Source organism: Candidatus Pelagibacter sp. IMCC9063 (assembly GCF_000195085.1).
Lineage (GTDB): Bacteria > Pseudomonadota > Alphaproteobacteria > Pelagibacterales > Pelagibacteraceae > IMCC9063.
On the sequence record NC_015380.1, the window covers coordinates 249,337 to 268,290 of the forward strand.

Here is an 18,954-nt window from a genome sequence, read left to right on the forward strand (position 1 = left end):
AAGATAGAAGCCTTAACAAAAAACCAAAATTATCGAAAAAAACAAAAAAAAATTAAAGAAATAATATGAATCAGTTTATTGTTATAGAAGGAGATCATAAAGACCCAAATGACTTTGCTACTCTAGATAAGGGAACAGAAAATATTTATGGCCCTTTTGAAAATAAAGAAGAGGCTGATAATATGGCAAAACATCTAATACAGAAAAATATAGATAATTTTTACCACCGAGCTTGGGTGAGGCTTAAATAAAATAGTACCAAACATAAGCAACTATCACTGCTGGAATTGCACTGTATAGGGTTGCAAGAATTGCTGCTTTAGGTGCAATTGCTAATGCCGGAAATAAGGCGTCACCATCATTAGAGATTGAGTTTCCAATTTGTGCAGCTATTGGTATGTGACCACCCAAATACATTGTAGTAATCATAATTTGAGGTCCACATCCTGGTATAAAACCAATTAGTATTGCAATCAAAGGAACGAAGGGGCCCAAAATTTCTAGCTTTTCAAAAATTTTTCCCCCAGTAAATCCATTAATTATTTCAAAAGAAATAAAAGCAACTATAACCCAGACGGTTATAAAACATGTCATATCTACAACTTTTTTTGAACTTTTTTCTTTGTGAGAAGTAACTGCCATCTGTATGTCCGAAAGCGGGTTGCATAGCCACATTAAAAAGCAAAATAAAGCACCACAACAACTGAAAACTAAAACCAAATCAATGTTAAAGAGAATTAAGCTTGTAGATTTTCCAAAAGCATTGACTAGCCCTAAAATTACAGCAGGAGGAATTAACCATAACCAAGATTTATAAAAAAAAATTGGAATTTTATTTTCTGGAAATTCTCCAAATTCAATATCTTTATGAGATGAGCTTAAATTTGGGGAGATCTTATCTTCAAATAATAAAGCTGTGTATCCTGATAATATTCCTGTAACAAAAGTAACAGGAAGAATAATCAAGGCTGCTTTTGGATTCGAGGCTATTAATAAAAATGCAGCATCACCCATCGTACTGACTAGTGTTGCAATTACAGAACTAAATGAAACAACTCCTCTGACATAAAGTGTCATTACCATTATAGCGCCACCACAACCAGGTATTACACCCAAAAATGAAGCAATTAATATTTCGAATTTTTTGTTTTTAGTTATGAAAGATTGTAAATTGTATTTCTTAACCTCAAAATAATAGAAAACATAAATAGTTGCTGCAACAAAAGAAGTGACGGCTATAAAAGCATCGCTAGATGATTCTATAACCCAATCTCGAGTATTTGGATTTAAGGCCAAAAACATTAGTACTAAGAATAAAGCCAGTTTAGCTAATCTAAAATTTGGTAGATACCTTACTACTTTTAGAGCCAATTCAACCATTTAGTATTTATTTAAAAAGTTAGACATGGCTAAAATGTATAGCATAATCTAAATTAGTCAATACTAGCTTATATTTGTATTGTGTAATATATTGTTACCAATGGTTAAAAAATCTACTAGATATAGTGCTACCAACTATTTCCAAGAAAGCAGAAGGCAGAATAGTACAGAGATGCTGGAAGATTATGTGGAAGCAATACTTGAAATAACAACGAAAAATGGGGAAACAAGAAATTCTGACCTATCAAAATATTTTGGTGTTTCTCAAGCGACGGTAACCAAAAACTTAAAAAGATTAAATTCAAATAATTTAGTTAAAAGCCAGCCTTATAGATCCATTTTCTTAACAAACTCTGGCTTAAACTTAGCGAAGGTAAGCAAAAAAAGACATGAGATTGTTTATAATTTTTTAATAAAAATAGGTGTTTCAAAAAAAATTGCAGAACAAGATTCTGAAGGTATGGAACATCATGTAAGTCATGAAACACTTGTGTTAATGAAAAAAATTATAGAAAAAAAAATAAGATTTAATCAAATGGTTGCTATTTAAAAAAAACAATATAATTTTTAAAAAATATGTCCTTAGAATCAACCAGATACGCTAAAAAAATTGCCAGTGCTTTCAACAATGGCACCTTGATTGCTCCGCTTCCTGTTAAATTTACAAAAAAATCCAGTGAAGCAAATAAATTTAGGACAGAGTGTGAAAAATTAATTACATCTCCAATTATAGGTTTTAAAGCTGGTGGTACCGGAAAGCCTATGCTTAAAAAACTTGGAGAGAAAGAGCCCTTCTACGCAGCAATTTATAAAAAAAATTTATTAAAAAGCAATGGATCTGTAAAAATTAACAAATACACTTTGGGTATTGAACTAGAAGTTTTTTACCAAGTGAAGAAAAGTTTTTTTTCAAACTCAAAAAAAATTACTGAAAAAAATGTATCTTCTGTTGTAAGTCATATGGGTCCTTGTATTGAGGTGGTAGGCTATAGACAAAAAAAGAAAGGATTAACTTATTTGGGAGATTTAATTAGTGACTTTGGTGCAAATGTTAAATTTATCATAGGTAGAAAACAAAAATTTAAAAAACTAAAATTTAATAACTTAGCTACTAGTCTTTATAATAAAAAAAGTGGCCAGGTAGCAAATGGAAATACGAAGGCTGTTTACGATAGCCCATTAAAATCATTAATTTGGCTTTTAAACAAAATTAAAAAAAATAAAATCGATTTAAAGAAAGATTTTTTAGTTTTTACCGGGTCCACAGTGGGGGTTGTTCCCATTCAAAAAACAGGATTGTTTAAGGGAGAGATTAAATCTCTAGGTTCGGTGAAAACTAAAATTAAAAATTAACTAGCTTTTTTTAACTGGCGTTCTTTTTCAAACATTCTAGCCAATCTATCAATCATATAATCTGATGCTTCAAAAACATTTTTGGGCTTAAATAACTTAGTTTCAGCAAGATCTGTCTTATCTTCTAAGGTAATTTTTTTTCTTAATCTTTCTTTGGCATTTTCTCCTTCAATAAATAGTAAAATTAAATATTCATCTTCATTCACAGCATCTTCATTTTTTATAAAACATTCTCCATTTTCAGCGATATGATCTACAAATCGCAAAGGGGTTCTTCTTAAAGTCAAATATCTTTTGTTAATTTGAAAAACAATTGACTTCATATTTCTTGAATAACGCTCTAATTTGCTAACAACTTTTTGTTTTAATAGTTCCTCTGCTTTTTGAGCTTCGAGTATTTTTCTTGCCTCTTCTCTAGCCTCTTTTCTAACTTCAGCTTCTTTAAGTTTTTCTTCTCTCTTCCTTGCCTTAATTACCTGAAATTGCTCTCTAATCTTAGCCAACCTAGGATCTAAAGCTTTTAAGGAATCTCTTAAAACTTGAATTTTGTTTTTTTCTTCTCTTTTAATTTCTTTTAACTCTTCTTTGAGAAGGCGTTCTTTTAATTTTTCTTCTTTAATCCTATCTCTAATAGCAATCTTTTCTTCTAATATTTTTTGTTTTTCTTTGTCACGAAGCTCCTTGAGCTTTAATTTTTGAGCGGCTAGCTTAATTTTTTCTTTTTCTTTTCTATCTTTAGTTCGTAAAATTTCTTTTTCTCTTTTTTCTCTAGCTTTTATTTTTTGTAATTCTTTTTTTTCTTTAATTTTCCTCTTTTTTTCTAAAAAAATATTTCTTATTTTTATTTTTTTCTCTAAGATCTTTTGTTTCTCTTGTTCTTTTCTTTCTTTGATTTTGGCAATTCCTCGTTCTTTTTTTTTCTTAGCTTTTCTTTTTTCCAAATAATCTTCGATCTCATTAACTTTTTTGGCAACAAAATCTTTCAAGCCAAAAAGGCCAAAAATCGATAACTTAATTTTTTCTACAATAGGAAGGAGTTTTTTTTGTAATTTACTTGTAGATGATAGTTTATTCTTTTTAGGAAGAGTTTTCTTCTTTGTTTTAGTTTTTACTGATTTAGTATTCTTTTTAGAACGAATTGGTTTTGTTTTTTTAAGTTTAGAAACTTTAATCTTCTTCTTTTTAGGAAGAGTTTTCTTCTTTGTTTTAGTTTTTACTGATTTAGTATTCTTTTTAGAACGAATTGGTTTTGTTTTTTTTAGTTTAGAAACTTTAATCTTCTTCTTTTTAGGAAGAGTTTTCTTCTTTGTTTTAGTTTTTACTGATTTAGTATTCTTTTTAGAACGAATTGGTTTTGTTTTTTTTAGTTTAGAAACTTTAATCTTCTTCTTTTTAGGAAGAGTTTTCTTCTTTGTTTTAGTTTTTACTGATTTAGTATTCTTTTTAGAACGAATTGGTTTTGTTTTTTTAAGTTTAGAAACTTTAATCTTCTTCTTTTTAGGAAGAGTTTTCTTCTTTGTTTTAGTTTTGGATTTTAGTTTTGTTTTCACTGGGCCTCTTCAATTGCTTTTAGTATTGCTTCTGGTCGCTGAGCTCCTGATAGAAGAATTTTTTCGTTAAATATATAAAATGGCACCCCGGTAATCCCCATTTTTCTTCCAATTCCATCCATCTTGCTTACTTTGTTTATGTTCTCTGAAGATCGTAACTCTTTTTTTAAGATGTCTTCATCAATACCATGTTTTACTCCAACTTTTACCAAATTGTTCTCGTCGCCAATATCAATTCCTTTTTCAAAATAATCTGAAAAAATACTATAAACAACTTCTTTTTGAACTTTTTCTTTTCTAGCAAGGTCAATCAATATGTGGGAAGCTACTGTATTGGGAGTCTTTGTAATGCGGCTTAGCTTGAACTGTAGATTTTCTTTTTGGGCTTCTAGGACCATATTATCGTACATAGGCTTTGCATCTTCTAAACTTCCAAACTTTTTTTGCACATATTCTATCCTATTCATTCCCTGCTTGGGCATATCTGGATTCAATTGAAAAGGAACATAGATAATCTCAAAATCTTTATTTAGTTCTTGAATGGATGAAATTAACCTTTGGCTGCCAATAAAACACCAACCACATACCGTATCTATAAAAATTTGAATTTTCATTAAAAAATTTATTTAAACTCTTTTAATAAATTTTCCGCGCTTCTTGCAATTAAATTTGTATCACTATTAATGGCCACGTATGTGAATCCATCCGACACGTACTTTTTGGCATAGTCTTTTTTGGCAGTTAAAATACCGGCTGGCTTTTTACTTTTTTTACAATGCTCCAACCCCTCCATAATGAGTGACTGGACCTCATCGTCTTCAAATTGACCTATTTTACCAATTGATGCTGAGAGATCACTTGGCCCAAGAAAGATTCCATCTATTCCTTCAACCTCTGCAATTTTAGAAATATTCTTAATTGCCTTTTTGGTTTCACATTGAACCAAAACACAAATTTCATTGTCTGCTTTCGCATAGTAGTCAGTGACAGTTCCATATTTATTCATTCTAGCTGCTGACATCACACCTCTTATTCCTTTAGGTGGATACTTTGTAGCTTGTACGGCTGCGATGGCTTCTTTTTCATCTTCGATGTATGGAAATAAAATAGTCTGTGCTCCCATGTCTAAAACTCTTTTTACCATTACTGGTTCATTCCAAGGAACACGAACAATTGGTTCAGAAGAAAAACCTTGTATAATTTGAAGTTGGGAAAGTACTTCTTGTATATCGTTAGGAGAATGCTCCATATCTACAACTATCCAATCAAAACCTACTATCGATAAGATTTCTGAAACTGTATTACTAGATAAACAGCTCCATATACCAATCTGTTTTTCAAATTTTAAAATTTTTTGTTTAAAAATATTTTTTCTAATTTCCATAAAATGTAAATGTCTTGATGCTTGATTTAATAGCAAATATTTAAAATACTTTATAGAAAATAAGTAATTTATTTACCGAAGGCATGAGTTATATTAATAAGAAATGAAAACTCTAATAATTCAAACTCGTCCTGGCATAGGAGATTTGTGCGTATTTTTACCTGCAATTCATGAGATCTGTTTGCACAATGTTAATTCTAAAGTTGATTTATTAACTAAGGAAAGAACATGCGCTAAAGAAACATTAGAACATGATCCTTATATAAAAAATATTTTTTTTCTAGAAAATTTTCAAAAATCTAACTTAAATCTTATTAAATTTATAAAAAAAAATTTATATGAAAAAGTCTATATTTTTCATTATGGTATTAGATATCCACTAATCTGTAAATTAGCAGGTGTTAAAAATGTATATTTTTATGGATGGATAAAAAAAAATGAAAATATTGTAGAAAGATCAAAAGCATCGTGTGCAAAGTGGCTAGACAATCAAAACTTAAATTTTTCTTACAAGATATATAGAAAAAATATAATGCCTAGTAACAATGATACTATTATTCTTGGAGTTGGGGGAAGTGGTCCTACAAAAAAATGGTCTACTGATTATTTTGCAAAACTAATTGAAGAAATAACTAAAATAAAAAAATACACTTTTTTAATAGCTGGTGGAATCGATGAGCAAACAGTGGCAGCTCAATTAAAAAAAAAATTCTCAGATATTAAAATCATCTCACTTTGTGAAAAAAGCATAAAAGAATCTATTAATTTGATAGATGGGTCTAAAATTTACATAGGAAATGACACTGGCTTTATGCATTTATGTGCAGGGCTTGGCATTTCATCCTACGGTCTCTTTGGTGATACTCCCGCAAATTATAGTGATTACTCAAACAAAATTATTCCCATCACGCCACGAGGTATAAAGCTTGTTGGTCATGGAACAATGGGTATGAACAAAATATATCCTGAAGACGCATTAGAAAAAGTCAAAGAAATTATTTAAAGAATTTTTTTAAATTCTGAATTACTTTCTCTGAATCTTTGCCTAATATAGATTTTAACTTTTCACTCCCTAACAGCTTATTTATTTTTTTTTCAAACTGCTGCTTGATATTTCCTACAATTACTTCGTTATTAATCTTAACAGCGATATTGGTAGTAATCGCAGAAATCACATCCTTGAAATGATTTGAATTTTTAGTATTTCCCACATTCGTAAAAATCATTTTATCTAAAATAATATTTTTTTTAAATTTTAAATCTTTTGCTAATACAGAGATGTTTATTTTTGGTATAATTAATCTATCAATTACAAAATCAATACTTTTTCTATTTTTGTTTAACTCATTATTACCAGATAAAATTTGCTTCGTGGGTTTTGATTTTTCAACGATAGAATTCTTATTGGGACTCTTATTTAAAAAACCTTCCAGTAAATAAAAACTGTCCACGATTTTTCCATTTTGGACAATGACATCGTAATTTAAATTTATATTTTCAAACGATATTTTACTAAAATTTATTATGCCAGAGGTAAGCATATCTAATTTTAGTTTACCTTCTATAGATGAAATAGTTGCCAAATTTTCTCGAGAAAATATTGGACTATTTTTTATTTGAATATTTTTTATTTGAATAGAGCCTTTCAAAAAATTAGTATTTATTTTTCCTAGAGAAACTTCTCTGCCGGTATCAACTGATAATCTTTCTGAGATTATTGATTTTGCTATGGGATCAAAAAAAAATTTAAGAAAAATGAGTATGGCGAAAATTAATATTGATAAATATATAAGAAATTTTTTCATATTAATGAGCTCAATACGTATATTAAAAAAACAGATGTTACTAAGATTATAAACCCTATAAGTTTGTTTTTGATAAAAAAATAATTAAATGTTTCTATTATAAAGCTCATGCTAACTATATTCTTTTAATAAGATATCTCTTGCGTTGTTTATTTTACTAGCTAAATAATGATTACCACTTTTGTCTGGGTGTAAACTTTGTATCAAATCTTTATGTGCTTTAATGATATCATCCTTATTGCAACCTGGCTTGACTCCCAAAACCTGAAAGGCTTCCTCTTTACTAATGCCAGAAGAATTACTTCCTTGTGACTTTTGATAAAAAGATGGGCCTTGCTTTTTTGCAGAAGATAAAAGTTTAAATAAGTAAACAATATTAAAAACATTAAACACTTTTTTTTTTAAAGCTCCAAGTATTAAGGCAAAAAACGGGAGTGATAGCAAATACCTTCCCACAAAAAACAAAACAATAATAGCTAAGATCGATATACCAATGGTGGAAAATCTAAAAAAAGTAGAAAATGCTTTGGACTCAACATTGGCCATCAACCATAAAAAGCCGTATACAGTTAAAAAAATAACAATACCTAAAAATAAAAAATTCATAAATGAAGAATACCACACCCAAACTTCGCAAGGAAACAAAAGTCATTAAAATTCATAGCGACGAATTAAACGATGATTATGCTTGGATTAAACAAGATAATTGGCAAGAAGTTTTGCAAAAACCTCAGGTTTTAAATTCTGAAGTGCTAAATTATTTAAATGAAGAAAATAAATTCACTGACAGTCAACTAGAAGACCAAATAACTCTCAAACAAACAATTTTTAAAGAACTAAAAGGAAGAATTAAAGACAAGGATTCGTCTGTTCCTATTAAAGACGGAAATTTTTCTTACTTTATGGAATATGCCGAAGGATCTGAGTACCCATGTTACAAAAGATCAAACCTTGGTAAAACTGACGTCATTTTTGATGCTCAAAAAAGATCCATTGGTCAAAAATTTTTTAATATAGCCTCTATTAGTCATAGCCATGACCATCGATATATTGCCTACAATATTGATAAAAACGGAAGTGAAAATTACCTACTTTCTGTAGAAGATCTTGTAGAAGGAAAAATTATTACTAAAGACATACCAGATACTACAGGGGAGATTGTTTGGGATACGAACAATCAATTCATTTATTATATTGGGCTAGATAATAATCAAAGACCTAATAAAATTTTTCAACATAAAATTGGTGAAAATTATAAAAAAGATATCTTAATTTTTGAAGAAAAAGATTCTGCTTTTTTTTGTTCTGTGTCTATTTCCCAAAGTAAAAAATATTTACTCATTAGAACTGCAGATCATCAAACCAGTGAATACTATACCAAAGATCTATCTCAAATAAATGCTTCTATTAAATTATTTTCTAAAAGAGTTAAAAAAGAAGAATATGAAATAGATCATCGTGAAGGTCATTTTTACATTTTAACCAATTACAATGAGTGTAAAAATTTTAAAATCATGGTTTGTGAAGAGACTTGTTTTTCCAAGGAAAATTGGAAAGAGTTTATTTTATACAAAAAAAATATTTTAATTTTAGATTTTTTAATTCTTAAAAAGTGGATTATATACCTTCAGCGTTTTGATGGCTTAAATCAAATTGTTATTCGAAATTTAGATGATGACGAAGAACATACTATCCATTTTGATGAAAAAGCTTATGAGCTTGATCTTTCGGATCAATATGAGTTTGATACTGACTGGATAAGATTCTCTTTTTCATCACCTATTACGCCAAAATCTATTTTTGATTATAACTGCAAAACCAAAGAGAAAGTTTTAAAAAAAACTCAAGAAATACCATCAGGATTTGATTCTAATTTGTATACTTGTGAAAGATTTTTCTGCGAATCTCATGATGGAGCTGAGGTTCCCATCACCGTTTTTTATAAAAAAGATTTGAAGTTAGATGGATCCAACCCTTTGCTACTTTATGGATATGGAAGTTATGGAATTACAATTCCAGATTCTTTTTCTAACAGTAGATTTTCTTTGATTGATAGAGGTTTTATATACGCAATAGCCCACGTAAGAGGTGGAAGAGAGAAAGGCCAAGAATGGTATGAAGAAGGAAAGTTGCTTAAGAAAAAAAACACTTTTTTAGATTTTATTGCTTGTGCGGAATCGCTTTGCAAAAAAAAATATACTGCTCCAAAAAAAATTATTGCCCAAGGTGGTTCTGCGGGAGGATTACTAATGGGTTATATAGCCAATGAAAGGCCTGATCTTTTTTTAGGAATTGTTGCACAAGTACCCTTTGTAGATATTTGCAACACCATGCTAGATGAGGATTTACCTTTAACTGTTACTGAAATTCCAGAATGGGGGGACTTAAAAAATAACAAAGAAGCCTTTAAATATATAAGAAGCTACTCACCTTATGATAATGTAAAAAAACAAGAGTATCCCCATATGTTAATCACCGGTGGTGTAACCGATCCTAGGGTTACTTATTGGGAAATGACTAAATGGACTGCTAAAATTAGAGATTACAAAAAAGATAACAACCTATTACTCCTTAAAATGAATATGGATGCAGGTCATAGTGGAGCTAGTGGTAGGTACGATTATTTAAATGAAATTGCTTTGGATTATATCTTTTGCTTAAAAATAACTTCTCAATAATAATTTAATTATTTTTTTTAATTTTTTTTCTATCTTATCCCAAAATAGTTCTTCGATCTTAATATTGTTGAGCTGATTAATCTCCTGAATTCCTGTGGGCGAAGTTACATTAATTTCAGTTAAATAATTTCCGATTGTATCGATCCCTACAAAAAACAGACCTTTCTTTTTCAAAAAAGGTTTAAGTAAATTGCATATTTTTTTGTCACGAAATACTAAATTAGTTTTTTTGGCTGAACCACCCGCATGAAAATTAGCTTTAATACTATTCTTAGCTGGTATGCGAGCAACGGATCCTACATATTCACCATCAATCAAAATAATCCTTCTGTCTCCTAAGCTTATTTCTTTAATAAATTTTTGAACAATAATGGGCAATTTATATTTCTTTAGCAAATTATTTACTAATTTTTTGTTTCTAGCTTTGTTTGAATCAATTTTTTCAATACCCTCTCCTCCATTTCCATAAAGTGGTTTTATAATTGAAATTTTATTTTTTTTATTAAATTGCAAAATTTCCTGAAGATCACCCGAAACTAAAGTGGGAGGTATAATTTTGTCAAAGTCAAACATGGATAGCTTTTCAGGATAGTCGCGGATATGTTTTGGATTGTTAATAACTAATACTTTGTCTGATAGCTTTTCTAATAAATAAGTTGCTGTAATATAATTCATATTAAATGGAGGGTCCTGCCTAACTAAAACAACGTCCATTAAATTTAAGTTCATTTTTTTTATTTTTTTTAAACTAAAAAATTTAGTTTTATTTGAGCTTAAAGTAAAAAAATTACCTTTAGCGTTCACTTTATTGTTTTCTAAGGAAAGATTATTGGGGGAATAACAAAATAATTTATGTCCTCTTTTTTGAGCTTCTAATGCTAGGCTATAAGTGCTGTCTCCCTTGGGATTAATTGTGCTCCAAGGATCCATTTGTATGGCAATATTAAAAAGCTTCTTCATCAAATAAAATGTTTATATTTTCTTTCCAGCTAGAGTTATATTTCTCTATTAGCATGGTGGCAGGTGTTTTTCTTGATTTAATCATTTCCTGTATTTCGTTTAAAAAAATAGATTCATCTTTATTGGACCTGTTTTTAATTCCCCTTCTAACCAGCCCTTGCTTAGATATTTCAATAAATTTATTAGCATGCTCAAAAATGGGTTCGTTTCGCATATTGGTATTCAGACCGTTTTTAGCTGCTTCTAAATAAGCATTGTTTACCTCCTCAAATTTCCAGTCTTTGGTTAAATCATGAGCGTGATTTAGTGACTCTTCGTCATAGAGAAGCCCGGTCCAAAAGGCAGGTATAGAACAAAGTCCCGACCAAGAACATGAATCTGCAGACCTAATCTCCATATATGTTTTTATACGAATTTCATGAAAAATAGTGGAAATATGAGCTTCCCAATCTTTGAGGTCTGGCTTAATATTTGGTATTTTCTTTAAATCACCTGTTAAAAAATTTCTGAAGCTTTCACCGCTCGCATCTAATATTTTGTTATTTCTTGTGACAAAATACATAGGAACATCCAAAGCAAAATCTACATATTTTTCAAAACTGTTTTCATCGCTCATAAAAAAATCAATTAGTCCTGATCTGTCCGAATCTGTATTTTGCCAAATAAAGGAGCGGTAGGATAAGTAATTGTTTAATTTCGATTCCGTAAAAGGAGAGTTGGAAAAGATAGAGAGTGCGATAGGAATTAAGCAGGTAGCAACTCTTGTTTTTATTTTGTAATCCTCTTCATTTTTATAATCTAAATTAATTTGAGTTCCACAAGTACGATGCATCATATCAAGCCCATGTGTACCTCTTGTTGGCATGTAGTTACGCATAATATCGTAACGTTTTTTTGGTAATTTAGATATTTCATTAAAAGTAGCATTGGGATTAAAACCATTTCCTACCAGACCAATATTGAGCTTTTTACAAACCTCCACCATTTCATCTAGGTATTCATTTACTTCTTTGCAGGTCTCATGGACGTTATCAAGCGGCTCTCCAGAAAGTTCTATTTGTAGTCCCGGCTCTAATGTTATGCTTTTGTTATTTTTTTTTAAACCGACAACACTTTTCTCATCGTGAATAGGAATCCAGCCATTTTGTTCTAATAATTCAAATATTTTTTCTATACTTTGCGGTCCCTGATATCCAATAGGCTTTTTAGTTTTTATATTAAATAAAAATTTTTCATGCTCGGTTCCTATTTTTAAACCAGAGGCTTTGGAGCCATCTTTAAAAAAATTAATTAACTGCTCCTTGTCAACAATGAGCGAATTTGTGTCTATTTGCATATTTAATTATACTGTATTTTTTGATTGTTAATGGATATTAATAATTCTACAAGAGTGTTCATTATACAAGACTGGTTATGACTAATATGGAAAAAAATGAAGGTATAATTCCCAATTCACTAAATGAGCACTGGATGCCATTTTCTGCAAACAGAGAATTTAAAGAAAATCCAAGATTAATTGTTGGTGCTCAAGGAGTTTACTTAAAAGATCATTTAGGAAGATCGCAAATTGATGCTAGTTCTGGCCTATATTGCAACCCGCTTGGTCATGGAAGAAAAGAGATTATTAATGCCGTTACCAAACAACTGGAGAAATTAGATTATTGTCAGCCATTTCACCAGGGCTTTGGTGGCTCATTTGAACTTGCAACTAAAATTGCCAGCCAAACTCCTGATGGTTTAAATAAAATTTTTTATACGATTTGTGGTTCTACTGCTGTAGAGAGCGCTATCAAGATTGCTTTTACTTATCATAGATTAAATGGAAACGAAAAACGCTATCGTTTTGTTGGTAGAGAAAAAGGTTATCATGGAATGAATATTGGGGCGATGTCGGTGGGTGGTATGCCGAATAATATTAAAGGCTATGATAATATTATGATGCCTGGAGTTTTGCGTATGAGACACACTCAGTTGTCTGATCATAAGTTTGTAGAAGGTCAGCCAGATACTGGAATAGAGCTAGCAAACGATCTTGAAAAATTTGTAAAAGAGCATGGGGAAGATAGTATTGCAGCATGCATAGTAGAGCCGATTTCAGGATCGGTTGGCATTATAGTTCCTCCAAAAGGATATTTAAAAAGACTAAGAGAAATTTGTGATCAATATAAAATAATTTTAATTTTTGATGAAGTGGTAACTGGCTGGGCTAGAACAGGCTCTATGTTTGCATCTGAAGAATTTGATGTCACTCCCGATATAATGACTTTAGCCAAAGCAACTACTAATGGGATTATGCCCATGGGTGTGGTTGTAGTTAAAGACGAAATATACAACTCAATTGTTGATAAAGCGCCCAAAGATACCATAGAACTTTTCCATGGATACACTTACTCCGCTATACCTGCCGCTGTCGCTGCTGGTTTGGCTGTACAAGATATTTTTGAAAAAGAAAATATTCTTAAAAGAGTTCAAGATTTAATTCCTTATTTTTTAAAAAGCTTATTTTCTCTTAAAGACTTAGAAGGAGTAGAAAATATTAGAGGCTATGGATTGCTGGGTGCTATTGACTTAAAAAATAAAGGACATGTTGCTGGAGCTGGATTTGAATGTTTTAAAATTTGTTATGAAAATGGAATTAATTTAAAGTCTACTGGAGACACATTAATTTTAGCACCTCCATTTATTTGCGAAAAGAAACATATCGACGAAATTATGGATAAACTTAAAAAGGCTATCTCTATTTATAATCAAAAATAATATTAAGAATTAATTGGTGCAACCCGAACAATGGGCTTTTCATCAATAGGCAAATGTACTAAACCTGCAAAAACCGAAAGTAATATTGATAAATACCAAGCATAATTATAACTTCCAAACTGATCATAAAAATACCCACCAAGATATGCTCCTAGAAAAGATCCCATCTGATGACTAAAAAAAACAATTCCAAATAAAGTGGTTAAGTATTTAGTTCCAAAAATTTGAGCTACAATTCCATTGGTAGGTGGAATAGTTGCTAACCACAAAAGTCCAAAAATAACTCCAAATCCAAGTGCCACATAAATAGAAGATGGAAATAATAAAAATAGAATAAGTGCAATTGCTCTTAAAAAATAAAGCCAACTTAGAAGAATTTTTTTACTATACTTGGAAGAGAGGTATCCCATAGTTAATGTACCAAAAATATTAAATACTCCTATTAAGGAAAGAATTGCTGCGGCAGTCCAGTCTGGCAAGCCCGTTTCTTCTATATAGCCAGGCATGTGCGTTGCCACTAAAGTAATTTGAAAACCACAAACAAAAAAGCCAGCTGTTAATAATTGATAGCCTTTATGTTGGAAAGCTTCCTGTACAGCTTTAGGTGCAGTCTGATCTCTGGTAAATTGATTATTAGTTTCATCTACATATTCTTTTTTTAATAGAAATAGTGAGCAAAAAAGTCCAAAAATAAGAAGATAAATGTAATATTCCAAAGTGAGTTGCCAACCAAATGTATCATTGGAAAACTTTGCAAACATAGGCAGTAAAAAAAAACCGATTGAAGCTGAGGCTGTAACTAAGCCGGTAGCTATAGTTCTATTTTTATTTGAAAAAAATTTTCCTACAGCTGAAATAGGAACAGACATTGCAGTTCCCCCTAATGCAATTCCAACTAAGATTCCCAAACTAGTTTGGAACTCAAAAACATTTTTTGGTCCTTGAACCAACAAGTAGACACCAAAAATATAAATTAGGAAAGCAAAAGCAACTACTTTGCTTGGTCCAAACCTATCAGCTAGGAAACCAAAAACAGGCGCGAGGGTTCCCCAAAAAACCATTTGAACAGCAATAGCCAAACCAAACTGTGTTCTAGTAAATCCTAAATCTGTCTCAAAAAAACTATAGAACAAACCCCATGTTTGTCTTATTCCCATTGAAATGAAAACAACTAGCGACGCAGCCACTAAAATAATTATTGCTTTTTTGTTTTCAAAAAAATTTTTGTCCATTAAGAAACTATGCAATTTATAATAGAAATATTCAAATGAATTTTACTTTTTTCAACCTAAGGTTTTATGATTTGAGGTAAAGTTTAAAATTTAAATAAATTCCCCGTAGAATCAGATTATAGCTTTTTTAAATAAGGGAGATCAAATGTTAGAAAAATATTTTAATTACAAACAACACAAGACAGACTTTAAAACAGAAGTAACCGCCGGGTTTACAACTTTTTTAACCATGGCTTATATTATGTTTTTAAATCCATTAATTTTATCAGACGGTGGTTTTGATTTTGGTGGAGTATTTACAGCAACTATTTTAGCTGCAGCTTTAGCTTGTTTCATCATGGGCTTTTACGGAAAAACTTGGCCCATTGGACTGGCGCCAGGAATGGGACTGAATGCATTCATTGCATTTGGAGTGTGTAAAGGCATGGGCTATTCACCTGCAGAAGCGTTAGGTGCTGTGTTCGTAGCGGGTATGGTTTTCTTAATCATATCACTTACACCTTTAAGAGCTTGGATCATTAATTCCATACCAAGAAGTTTGAAGTTAGGAATTGGTGCGGGTATTGGATTGTTCTTAGCTATCATTGGATTTGAAATCATGGGAGTGACTGCAGATCATCCTGTAACTTTAGTAACACTTGGAAACTTAAAAAGCCCTATCGTTTTACTTGGATGCTTTGCGTTTGTATCTATGATTATTTTAGAAAAACTAAAAGTGAAAGGAAATATCATTATCGGTATTTTGGTCTTTAGTATCATTGCTTGGGTTTCTGGAATTGCAAAGTTTAATGGTGTGGTCGGAGCTATTCCGCCAATGACACATTTAATGACTTTTGATCTGAGCGCAGCATTATCTGCAAGCATGATCACTGTTGTGTTTACACTATTCTTTGTAGATTTTTTCGATACTGCAGGTACGCTTACATCAGTTGCAAATGTAGCTGGCAAAGTTGACTCTAAAGGAAACGTAAAAGATATTGAGAGAGCAATGCTTTCAGACAGTGTTGGTACTGTTGCTGGATCTATGCTTGGTACATCGAATGTAACGAGCTACGTTGAATCGGGAGCTGGGGTAAAAGAAGGCGGAAAGACAGGAATGACTTCTATAGTTATAGGAGTTTGTTTTTTGCTATGCTTATTCTTTGCACCACTAGCAACATCCCTTCCTAAAGAAATCGATGGCGCAGCTTTAGTCTATGTTTCTATTCTGTTTGTGAGAAACATTGTGAACATAGAATGGGATGACATAGGAGAGTCTGCACCTGCTGTTATCGCAATGATTGCCATGCCACTAACATATAGTATTAGCACTGGAATGGCTTTGGCCTTTATTTCTTATGCTTTAATTAAGTTAGGAAGTGGAAAAGTTAAAGGGGTATCACCAGCAATTTGGTTAATAGCAATACTTGGAACTATCAGTATCGCTATATAAATTTTAAGGGGCTGCTCTTTGGGGTGGCCCCTTTATTTCTTAAGACTTGGAATGAATCTTCTTAATTTCTTCAATAGATAAGAGTTCATAATTTTCAAAAGGCTGAACAATCCAAGGATTATCATCTAATTTATTTGCACAGTAATCAGGTTCATACGTAGAGTGTAATTTTTTCCAAAGGACTGCTGTTCTAATTTCTTTAATATCATCTTTGATCGCTGGGTATTTTTCTAACCAAGCAATACTTTGTTTTAAAGTTACTCCTGTATCTGAGAGATCATCACATAATAATATATTCCCACCCATAGAATGAACGGTTGAACTCATCTCTCTAGAAAAAATAATTTGTCCCTGCTTATCTTCCAAATCTTCTCCACTATAAGATTCTACTGCTAGATAGGCACACTTGATTTTAAAAATTCTACTTAAAACATCAATGATTGGAGCTCCACCCCTCATTATTCCTATTAATAAATCTGGTTTAAATCCACTGTCATGCACTTGAATTGCAAGTTTTTCTACGGTGTGATTATAATCGTCCCAATTAACTAAAAGTTTTTTTACCATAAATAATTTTAACTTAGAAAAAGGAGTATTTACATGAAAGGATATTGGATCGCAATTTATAAAAAAATAGAAAACCAGGAAAACCTTGGGGATTACGGAAAAAATGCAACTAAAGCTATTATAGATCATGGTGGAAAACCTTTGGTACGAGGTGGCAAATACAAAACCTTAGAGGGAAATAACATTCCTCGAACCGTAATATGGGAGTTTCCTAATTATGATTCTGCCATTACTTGCTACAATTCTAAAGAATATCAAGATGCATGGTCTCTTGCAAAAGATACAACAGAAAGAGATTTAGAAATTGTTGAGGGAGTCTAGTATTTAACGGGGACTGGATCAATGCTTCTCCACATATACCAAGTGGCAACAGTTGCATAAGGAGACCATAATTTTTTAAGCTCTTCTATTTTTTTTTGAGGCGGGGGGTATGCTGTTTTGTAGTTTTTAGATATTGCTTTGAGCAAACCAATATCTTGAACTGGATAAATATCTGGGCGCAATTGATTAAAAAACAAAAACATTTCAGCTGTCCAACGTCCAATTCCCTTCACTTCGCTTAGGTATTTAATAGCCTCTTCATCATCCATTTCTTTTAACTTCTTAATATCAATACTTTTATCATCAAATTTTTTAGCCAAAATTTTAAGATATTCAATTTTTTGTCGTGATAGCCCACAGCTAGACAATTGAGATTTGGAGAGGTTTAAAATATTTTTAGGAATTATTTTTTTTGCTTTATGAGAGAATTTTTTCCACACAGAATCTGCAGACTGTACAGATATCTGTTGACCAATAATGGATCTGCAAAGGGAAAAGAAAGGATCGTTCCTAGAAACCAAAGATCCACTATGCGTAGCAATAATTTTTTTAATTACTTTGTCTTTTTTAGATAAAGTTTTTTTGGCCAAACTCCAATATTTGGGTTTTTTCATTATACTTGCCTAGTAATAATTGTTTTTTTATTTTTGATCTCTTCTCTTTTAAAAATAATGAAAGAGCTTGCAATAATAAGTGCTGCGCCTAAATAAGTTGTAAAATAAGGAATCTCATCAAAAATAAGCACTCCGGCAAAAGTTGCTATGATCAAGCTAAGGTACTTAATCGGAGTAACTGCTGAAATGGAGCCTTTACGTAAAGACATTGTTAAAAAAATATTTCCAGCAGAACCTGCAATTCCAATTAAAATAAGGGGTACAAAATCACGTGCAGTAGGCATTTTAAATTCAAAAAATAATGAGATAGATCCACAAAAAATTACAGCCAAAGTAAAGAAGGTTGCAATTAAATAATCAGGTTCTGTTTTTGATAGTTTTTTAATTAGAATGGCTATGATTCCGAAGAACAAACAAAACATTAAAGGGAAAAGAGAATATATTGTAAATAATTCCGTTCCTGGTTTTAAAATAATTACAACACCAGCTAGACCAATAATAATGGCTACCCATCTAAATACTTTAATTACTTCTTTAAGTATAATCATCGAAAAAATAGTTGCAAAAACTGGGGCTGCAAAGGTAATAGTTATGGCTTCTGCAATAGGTAAATATTTAACTGCTAAAAAAATCCATAACATTCCAAAGGTTCCTATAAAAGCTCTAGCCAAATGCAGTTTTAACTTTTTAGTTTGAAAAAGATTTTTATATCTCTCTCTTGGAATAATAAAAAAAATAGGAATGAGTCCAAAAAGACCTCTAAAAAAAACGATTTCTCCAGTGGGATAGCTAGCGGACATGATCTTTACTAAAATATCCATGATCGAAAAGCTTACGGCACTAATAGCCATATATACCGCGCCTATTTGATTTGAAGACAACATTGAAATTTATTTTACCATAATTAAAGATCTTAGTATA

The 18,954-nt window shown here is 31.1% G+C and carries 20 protein-coding genes; 8 read left to right on the forward strand and 12 right to left on the reverse strand.

What is annotated here, in order from left to right:
- The first annotated feature begins 65 nt into the window (after window positions 1–65).
- Window positions 66–251 (forward strand): DUF4170 domain-containing protein, encoded by a 186-nt coding sequence (locus tag SAR11G3_RS01265; RefSeq protein WP_013694916.1) that lies wholly within the window; start codon window positions 66–68, stop codon window positions 249–251.
- Here the strand turns inward: SAR11G3_RS01265 and SAR11G3_RS01270 are convergent.
- Window positions 244–1,380 (reverse strand): putative manganese transporter, encoded by a 1,137-nt coding sequence (locus tag SAR11G3_RS01270; RefSeq protein WP_013694917.1) that lies wholly within the window; start codon window positions 1,378–1,380, stop codon window positions 244–246. The genes SAR11G3_RS01265 and SAR11G3_RS01270 overlap by 8 nt on opposite strands.
- A gap of 100 nt (window positions 1,381–1,480) precedes the next feature.
- Here SAR11G3_RS01270 and mntR point away from each other — a divergent pair, with 100 nt between their 5' ends.
- Together mntR and SAR11G3_RS01280 are read left to right on the forward strand one after the other, a co-directional pair.
- A complete protein-coding gene (mntR, locus tag SAR11G3_RS01275; protein WP_041862299.1) occupies window positions 1,481–1,930 on the forward strand; it encodes a manganese-binding transcriptional regulator MntR in 450 nt (149 codons plus the stop codon).
- A gap of 26 nt (window positions 1,931–1,956) precedes the next feature.
- Window positions 1,957–2,733: a fumarylacetoacetate hydrolase gene (locus SAR11G3_RS01280; RefSeq protein ID WP_013694919.1), complete on the forward strand. Its 777-nt coding sequence runs from the start codon at window positions 1,957–1,959 to the stop codon at window positions 2,731–2,733.
- On the opposite strand, the gene SAR11G3_RS01285 is transcribed toward SAR11G3_RS01280, so the two are convergent.
- The 3 genes from SAR11G3_RS01285 to SAR11G3_RS01295 are packed head-to-tail and all read right to left on the reverse strand — an operon-like array spanning window position 2,730 to window position 5,667.
- Window positions 2,730–4,283: a hypothetical protein gene (locus SAR11G3_RS01285; RefSeq protein WP_013694920.1), complete on the reverse strand. Its 1,554-nt coding sequence runs from the start codon at window positions 4,281–4,283 to the stop codon at window positions 2,730–2,732. The two genes, SAR11G3_RS01280 and SAR11G3_RS01285, sit on opposite strands and share 4 nt — an antisense overlap.
- Window positions 4,280–4,897 (reverse strand): DsbA family oxidoreductase, encoded by a 618-nt coding sequence (locus SAR11G3_RS01290; protein ID WP_013694921.1) that lies wholly within the window; start codon window positions 4,895–4,897, stop codon window positions 4,280–4,282. Before SAR11G3_RS01290 ends, SAR11G3_RS01285 begins: the two co-directional genes overlap by 4 nt.
- Before the next feature lie 8 nt (window positions 4,898–4,905).
- Window positions 4,906–5,667, reverse strand: coding sequence for an HpcH/HpaI aldolase family protein (locus SAR11G3_RS01295; RefSeq protein WP_013694922.1), 762 nt, complete (start codon window positions 5,665–5,667; stop codon window positions 4,906–4,908).
- 103 nt (window positions 5,668–5,770) lie between these two features.
- On the opposite strand from SAR11G3_RS01295, the gene SAR11G3_RS01300 reads away from it, so the two are divergent.
- Window positions 5,771–6,670, forward strand: coding sequence for a glycosyltransferase family 9 protein (locus SAR11G3_RS01300; RefSeq protein WP_013694923.1), 900 nt, complete (start codon window positions 5,771–5,773; stop codon window positions 6,668–6,670).
- Here SAR11G3_RS01300 and SAR11G3_RS01305 read toward each other — a convergent pair.
- Together SAR11G3_RS01305 and SAR11G3_RS06950 are read right to left on the reverse strand one after the other, a co-directional pair.
- On the reverse strand, window positions 6,663–7,472 hold the full coding sequence (locus tag SAR11G3_RS01305) for a hypothetical protein (protein WP_013694924.1): 810 nt from the start codon (window positions 7,470–7,472) through the stop codon (window positions 6,663–6,665). The two genes, SAR11G3_RS01300 and SAR11G3_RS01305, sit on opposite strands and share 8 nt — an antisense overlap.
- Before the next feature lie 111 nt (window positions 7,473–7,583).
- Window positions 7,584–8,078: a DnaJ domain-containing protein gene (locus SAR11G3_RS06950; protein ID WP_013694925.1), complete on the reverse strand. Its 495-nt coding sequence runs from the start codon at window positions 8,076–8,078 to the stop codon at window positions 7,584–7,586.
- A 2-nt stretch (window positions 8,079–8,080) separates the two neighbouring features.
- Here SAR11G3_RS06950 and SAR11G3_RS01315 point away from each other — a divergent pair, with 2 nt between their 5' ends.
- The gene (locus SAR11G3_RS01315) at window positions 8,081–10,150 is read left to right on the forward strand and encodes a S9 family peptidase (RefSeq protein ID WP_013694926.1); all 2,070 of its coding nucleotides are present in this window, start codon (window positions 8,081–8,083) and stop codon (window positions 10,148–10,150) included.
- Here the strand turns inward: SAR11G3_RS01315 and gshB are convergent.
- Window positions 10,130–11,110: a glutathione synthase gene (gshB, locus tag SAR11G3_RS01320; RefSeq protein ID WP_041862300.1), complete on the reverse strand. Its 981-nt coding sequence runs from the start codon at window positions 11,108–11,110 to the stop codon at window positions 10,130–10,132. The two genes, SAR11G3_RS01315 and gshB, sit on opposite strands and share 21 nt — an antisense overlap.
- Window positions 11,094–12,446 (reverse strand): glutamate--cysteine ligase, encoded by a 1,353-nt coding sequence (locus tag SAR11G3_RS01325; RefSeq protein WP_013694928.1) that lies wholly within the window; start codon window positions 12,444–12,446, stop codon window positions 11,094–11,096. Before SAR11G3_RS01325 ends, gshB begins: the two co-directional genes overlap by 17 nt.
- Before the next feature lie 86 nt (window positions 12,447–12,532).
- On the opposite strand from SAR11G3_RS01325, the gene SAR11G3_RS01330 reads away from it, so the two are divergent.
- Window positions 12,533–13,867 (forward strand): aminotransferase class III-fold pyridoxal phosphate-dependent enzyme, encoded by a 1,335-nt coding sequence (locus tag SAR11G3_RS01330; RefSeq protein WP_013694929.1) that lies wholly within the window; start codon window positions 12,533–12,535, stop codon window positions 13,865–13,867.
- A 2-nt stretch (window positions 13,868–13,869) separates the two neighbouring features.
- Here SAR11G3_RS01330 and SAR11G3_RS01335 read toward each other — a convergent pair whose 3' ends face one another.
- A complete protein-coding gene (locus SAR11G3_RS01335; RefSeq protein WP_013694930.1) occupies window positions 13,870–15,099 on the reverse strand; it encodes an MFS transporter in 1,230 nt (409 codons plus the stop codon).
- A gap of 145 nt (window positions 15,100–15,244) precedes the next feature.
- Between SAR11G3_RS01335 and SAR11G3_RS01340 the strand changes: the two genes are divergently transcribed.
- Complete coding sequence (locus SAR11G3_RS01340; RefSeq protein ID WP_013694931.1) at window positions 15,245–16,531, forward strand: NCS2 family permease; 1,287 nt, start codon at window positions 15,245–15,247, stop codon at window positions 16,529–16,531.
- 39 nt (window positions 16,532–16,570) lie between these two features.
- On the opposite strand, the gene SAR11G3_RS01345 is transcribed toward SAR11G3_RS01340, so the two are convergent.
- Window positions 16,571–17,098 (reverse strand): phosphoribosyltransferase, encoded by a 528-nt coding sequence (locus SAR11G3_RS01345; RefSeq protein WP_013694932.1) that lies wholly within the window; start codon window positions 17,096–17,098, stop codon window positions 16,571–16,573.
- Between the two features lie 33 nt (window positions 17,099–17,131).
- On the opposite strand from SAR11G3_RS01345, the gene SAR11G3_RS01350 reads away from it, so the two are divergent.
- Entirely contained in the window at window positions 17,132–17,419 is a 288-nt protein-coding gene (locus SAR11G3_RS01350; RefSeq protein WP_013694933.1) for a DUF1330 domain-containing protein, read from the forward strand.
- Here SAR11G3_RS01350 and SAR11G3_RS01355 read toward each other — a convergent pair.
- Both SAR11G3_RS01355 and SAR11G3_RS01360 read right to left on the reverse strand, forming a co-directional pair.
- Window positions 17,416–18,033, reverse strand: coding sequence for a DNA-3-methyladenine glycosylase family protein (locus SAR11G3_RS01355; RefSeq protein WP_013694934.1), 618 nt, complete (start codon window positions 18,031–18,033; stop codon window positions 17,416–17,418). The two genes, SAR11G3_RS01350 and SAR11G3_RS01355, sit on opposite strands and share 4 nt — an antisense overlap.
- Window positions 18,033–18,884, reverse strand: coding sequence for a DMT family transporter (locus SAR11G3_RS01360; RefSeq protein ID WP_081456271.1), 852 nt, complete (start codon window positions 18,882–18,884; stop codon window positions 18,033–18,035). The genes SAR11G3_RS01355 and SAR11G3_RS01360 overlap by 1 nt, the downstream gene beginning before the upstream one ends.
- Window positions 18,885–18,954 lie beyond the last annotated feature (70 nt).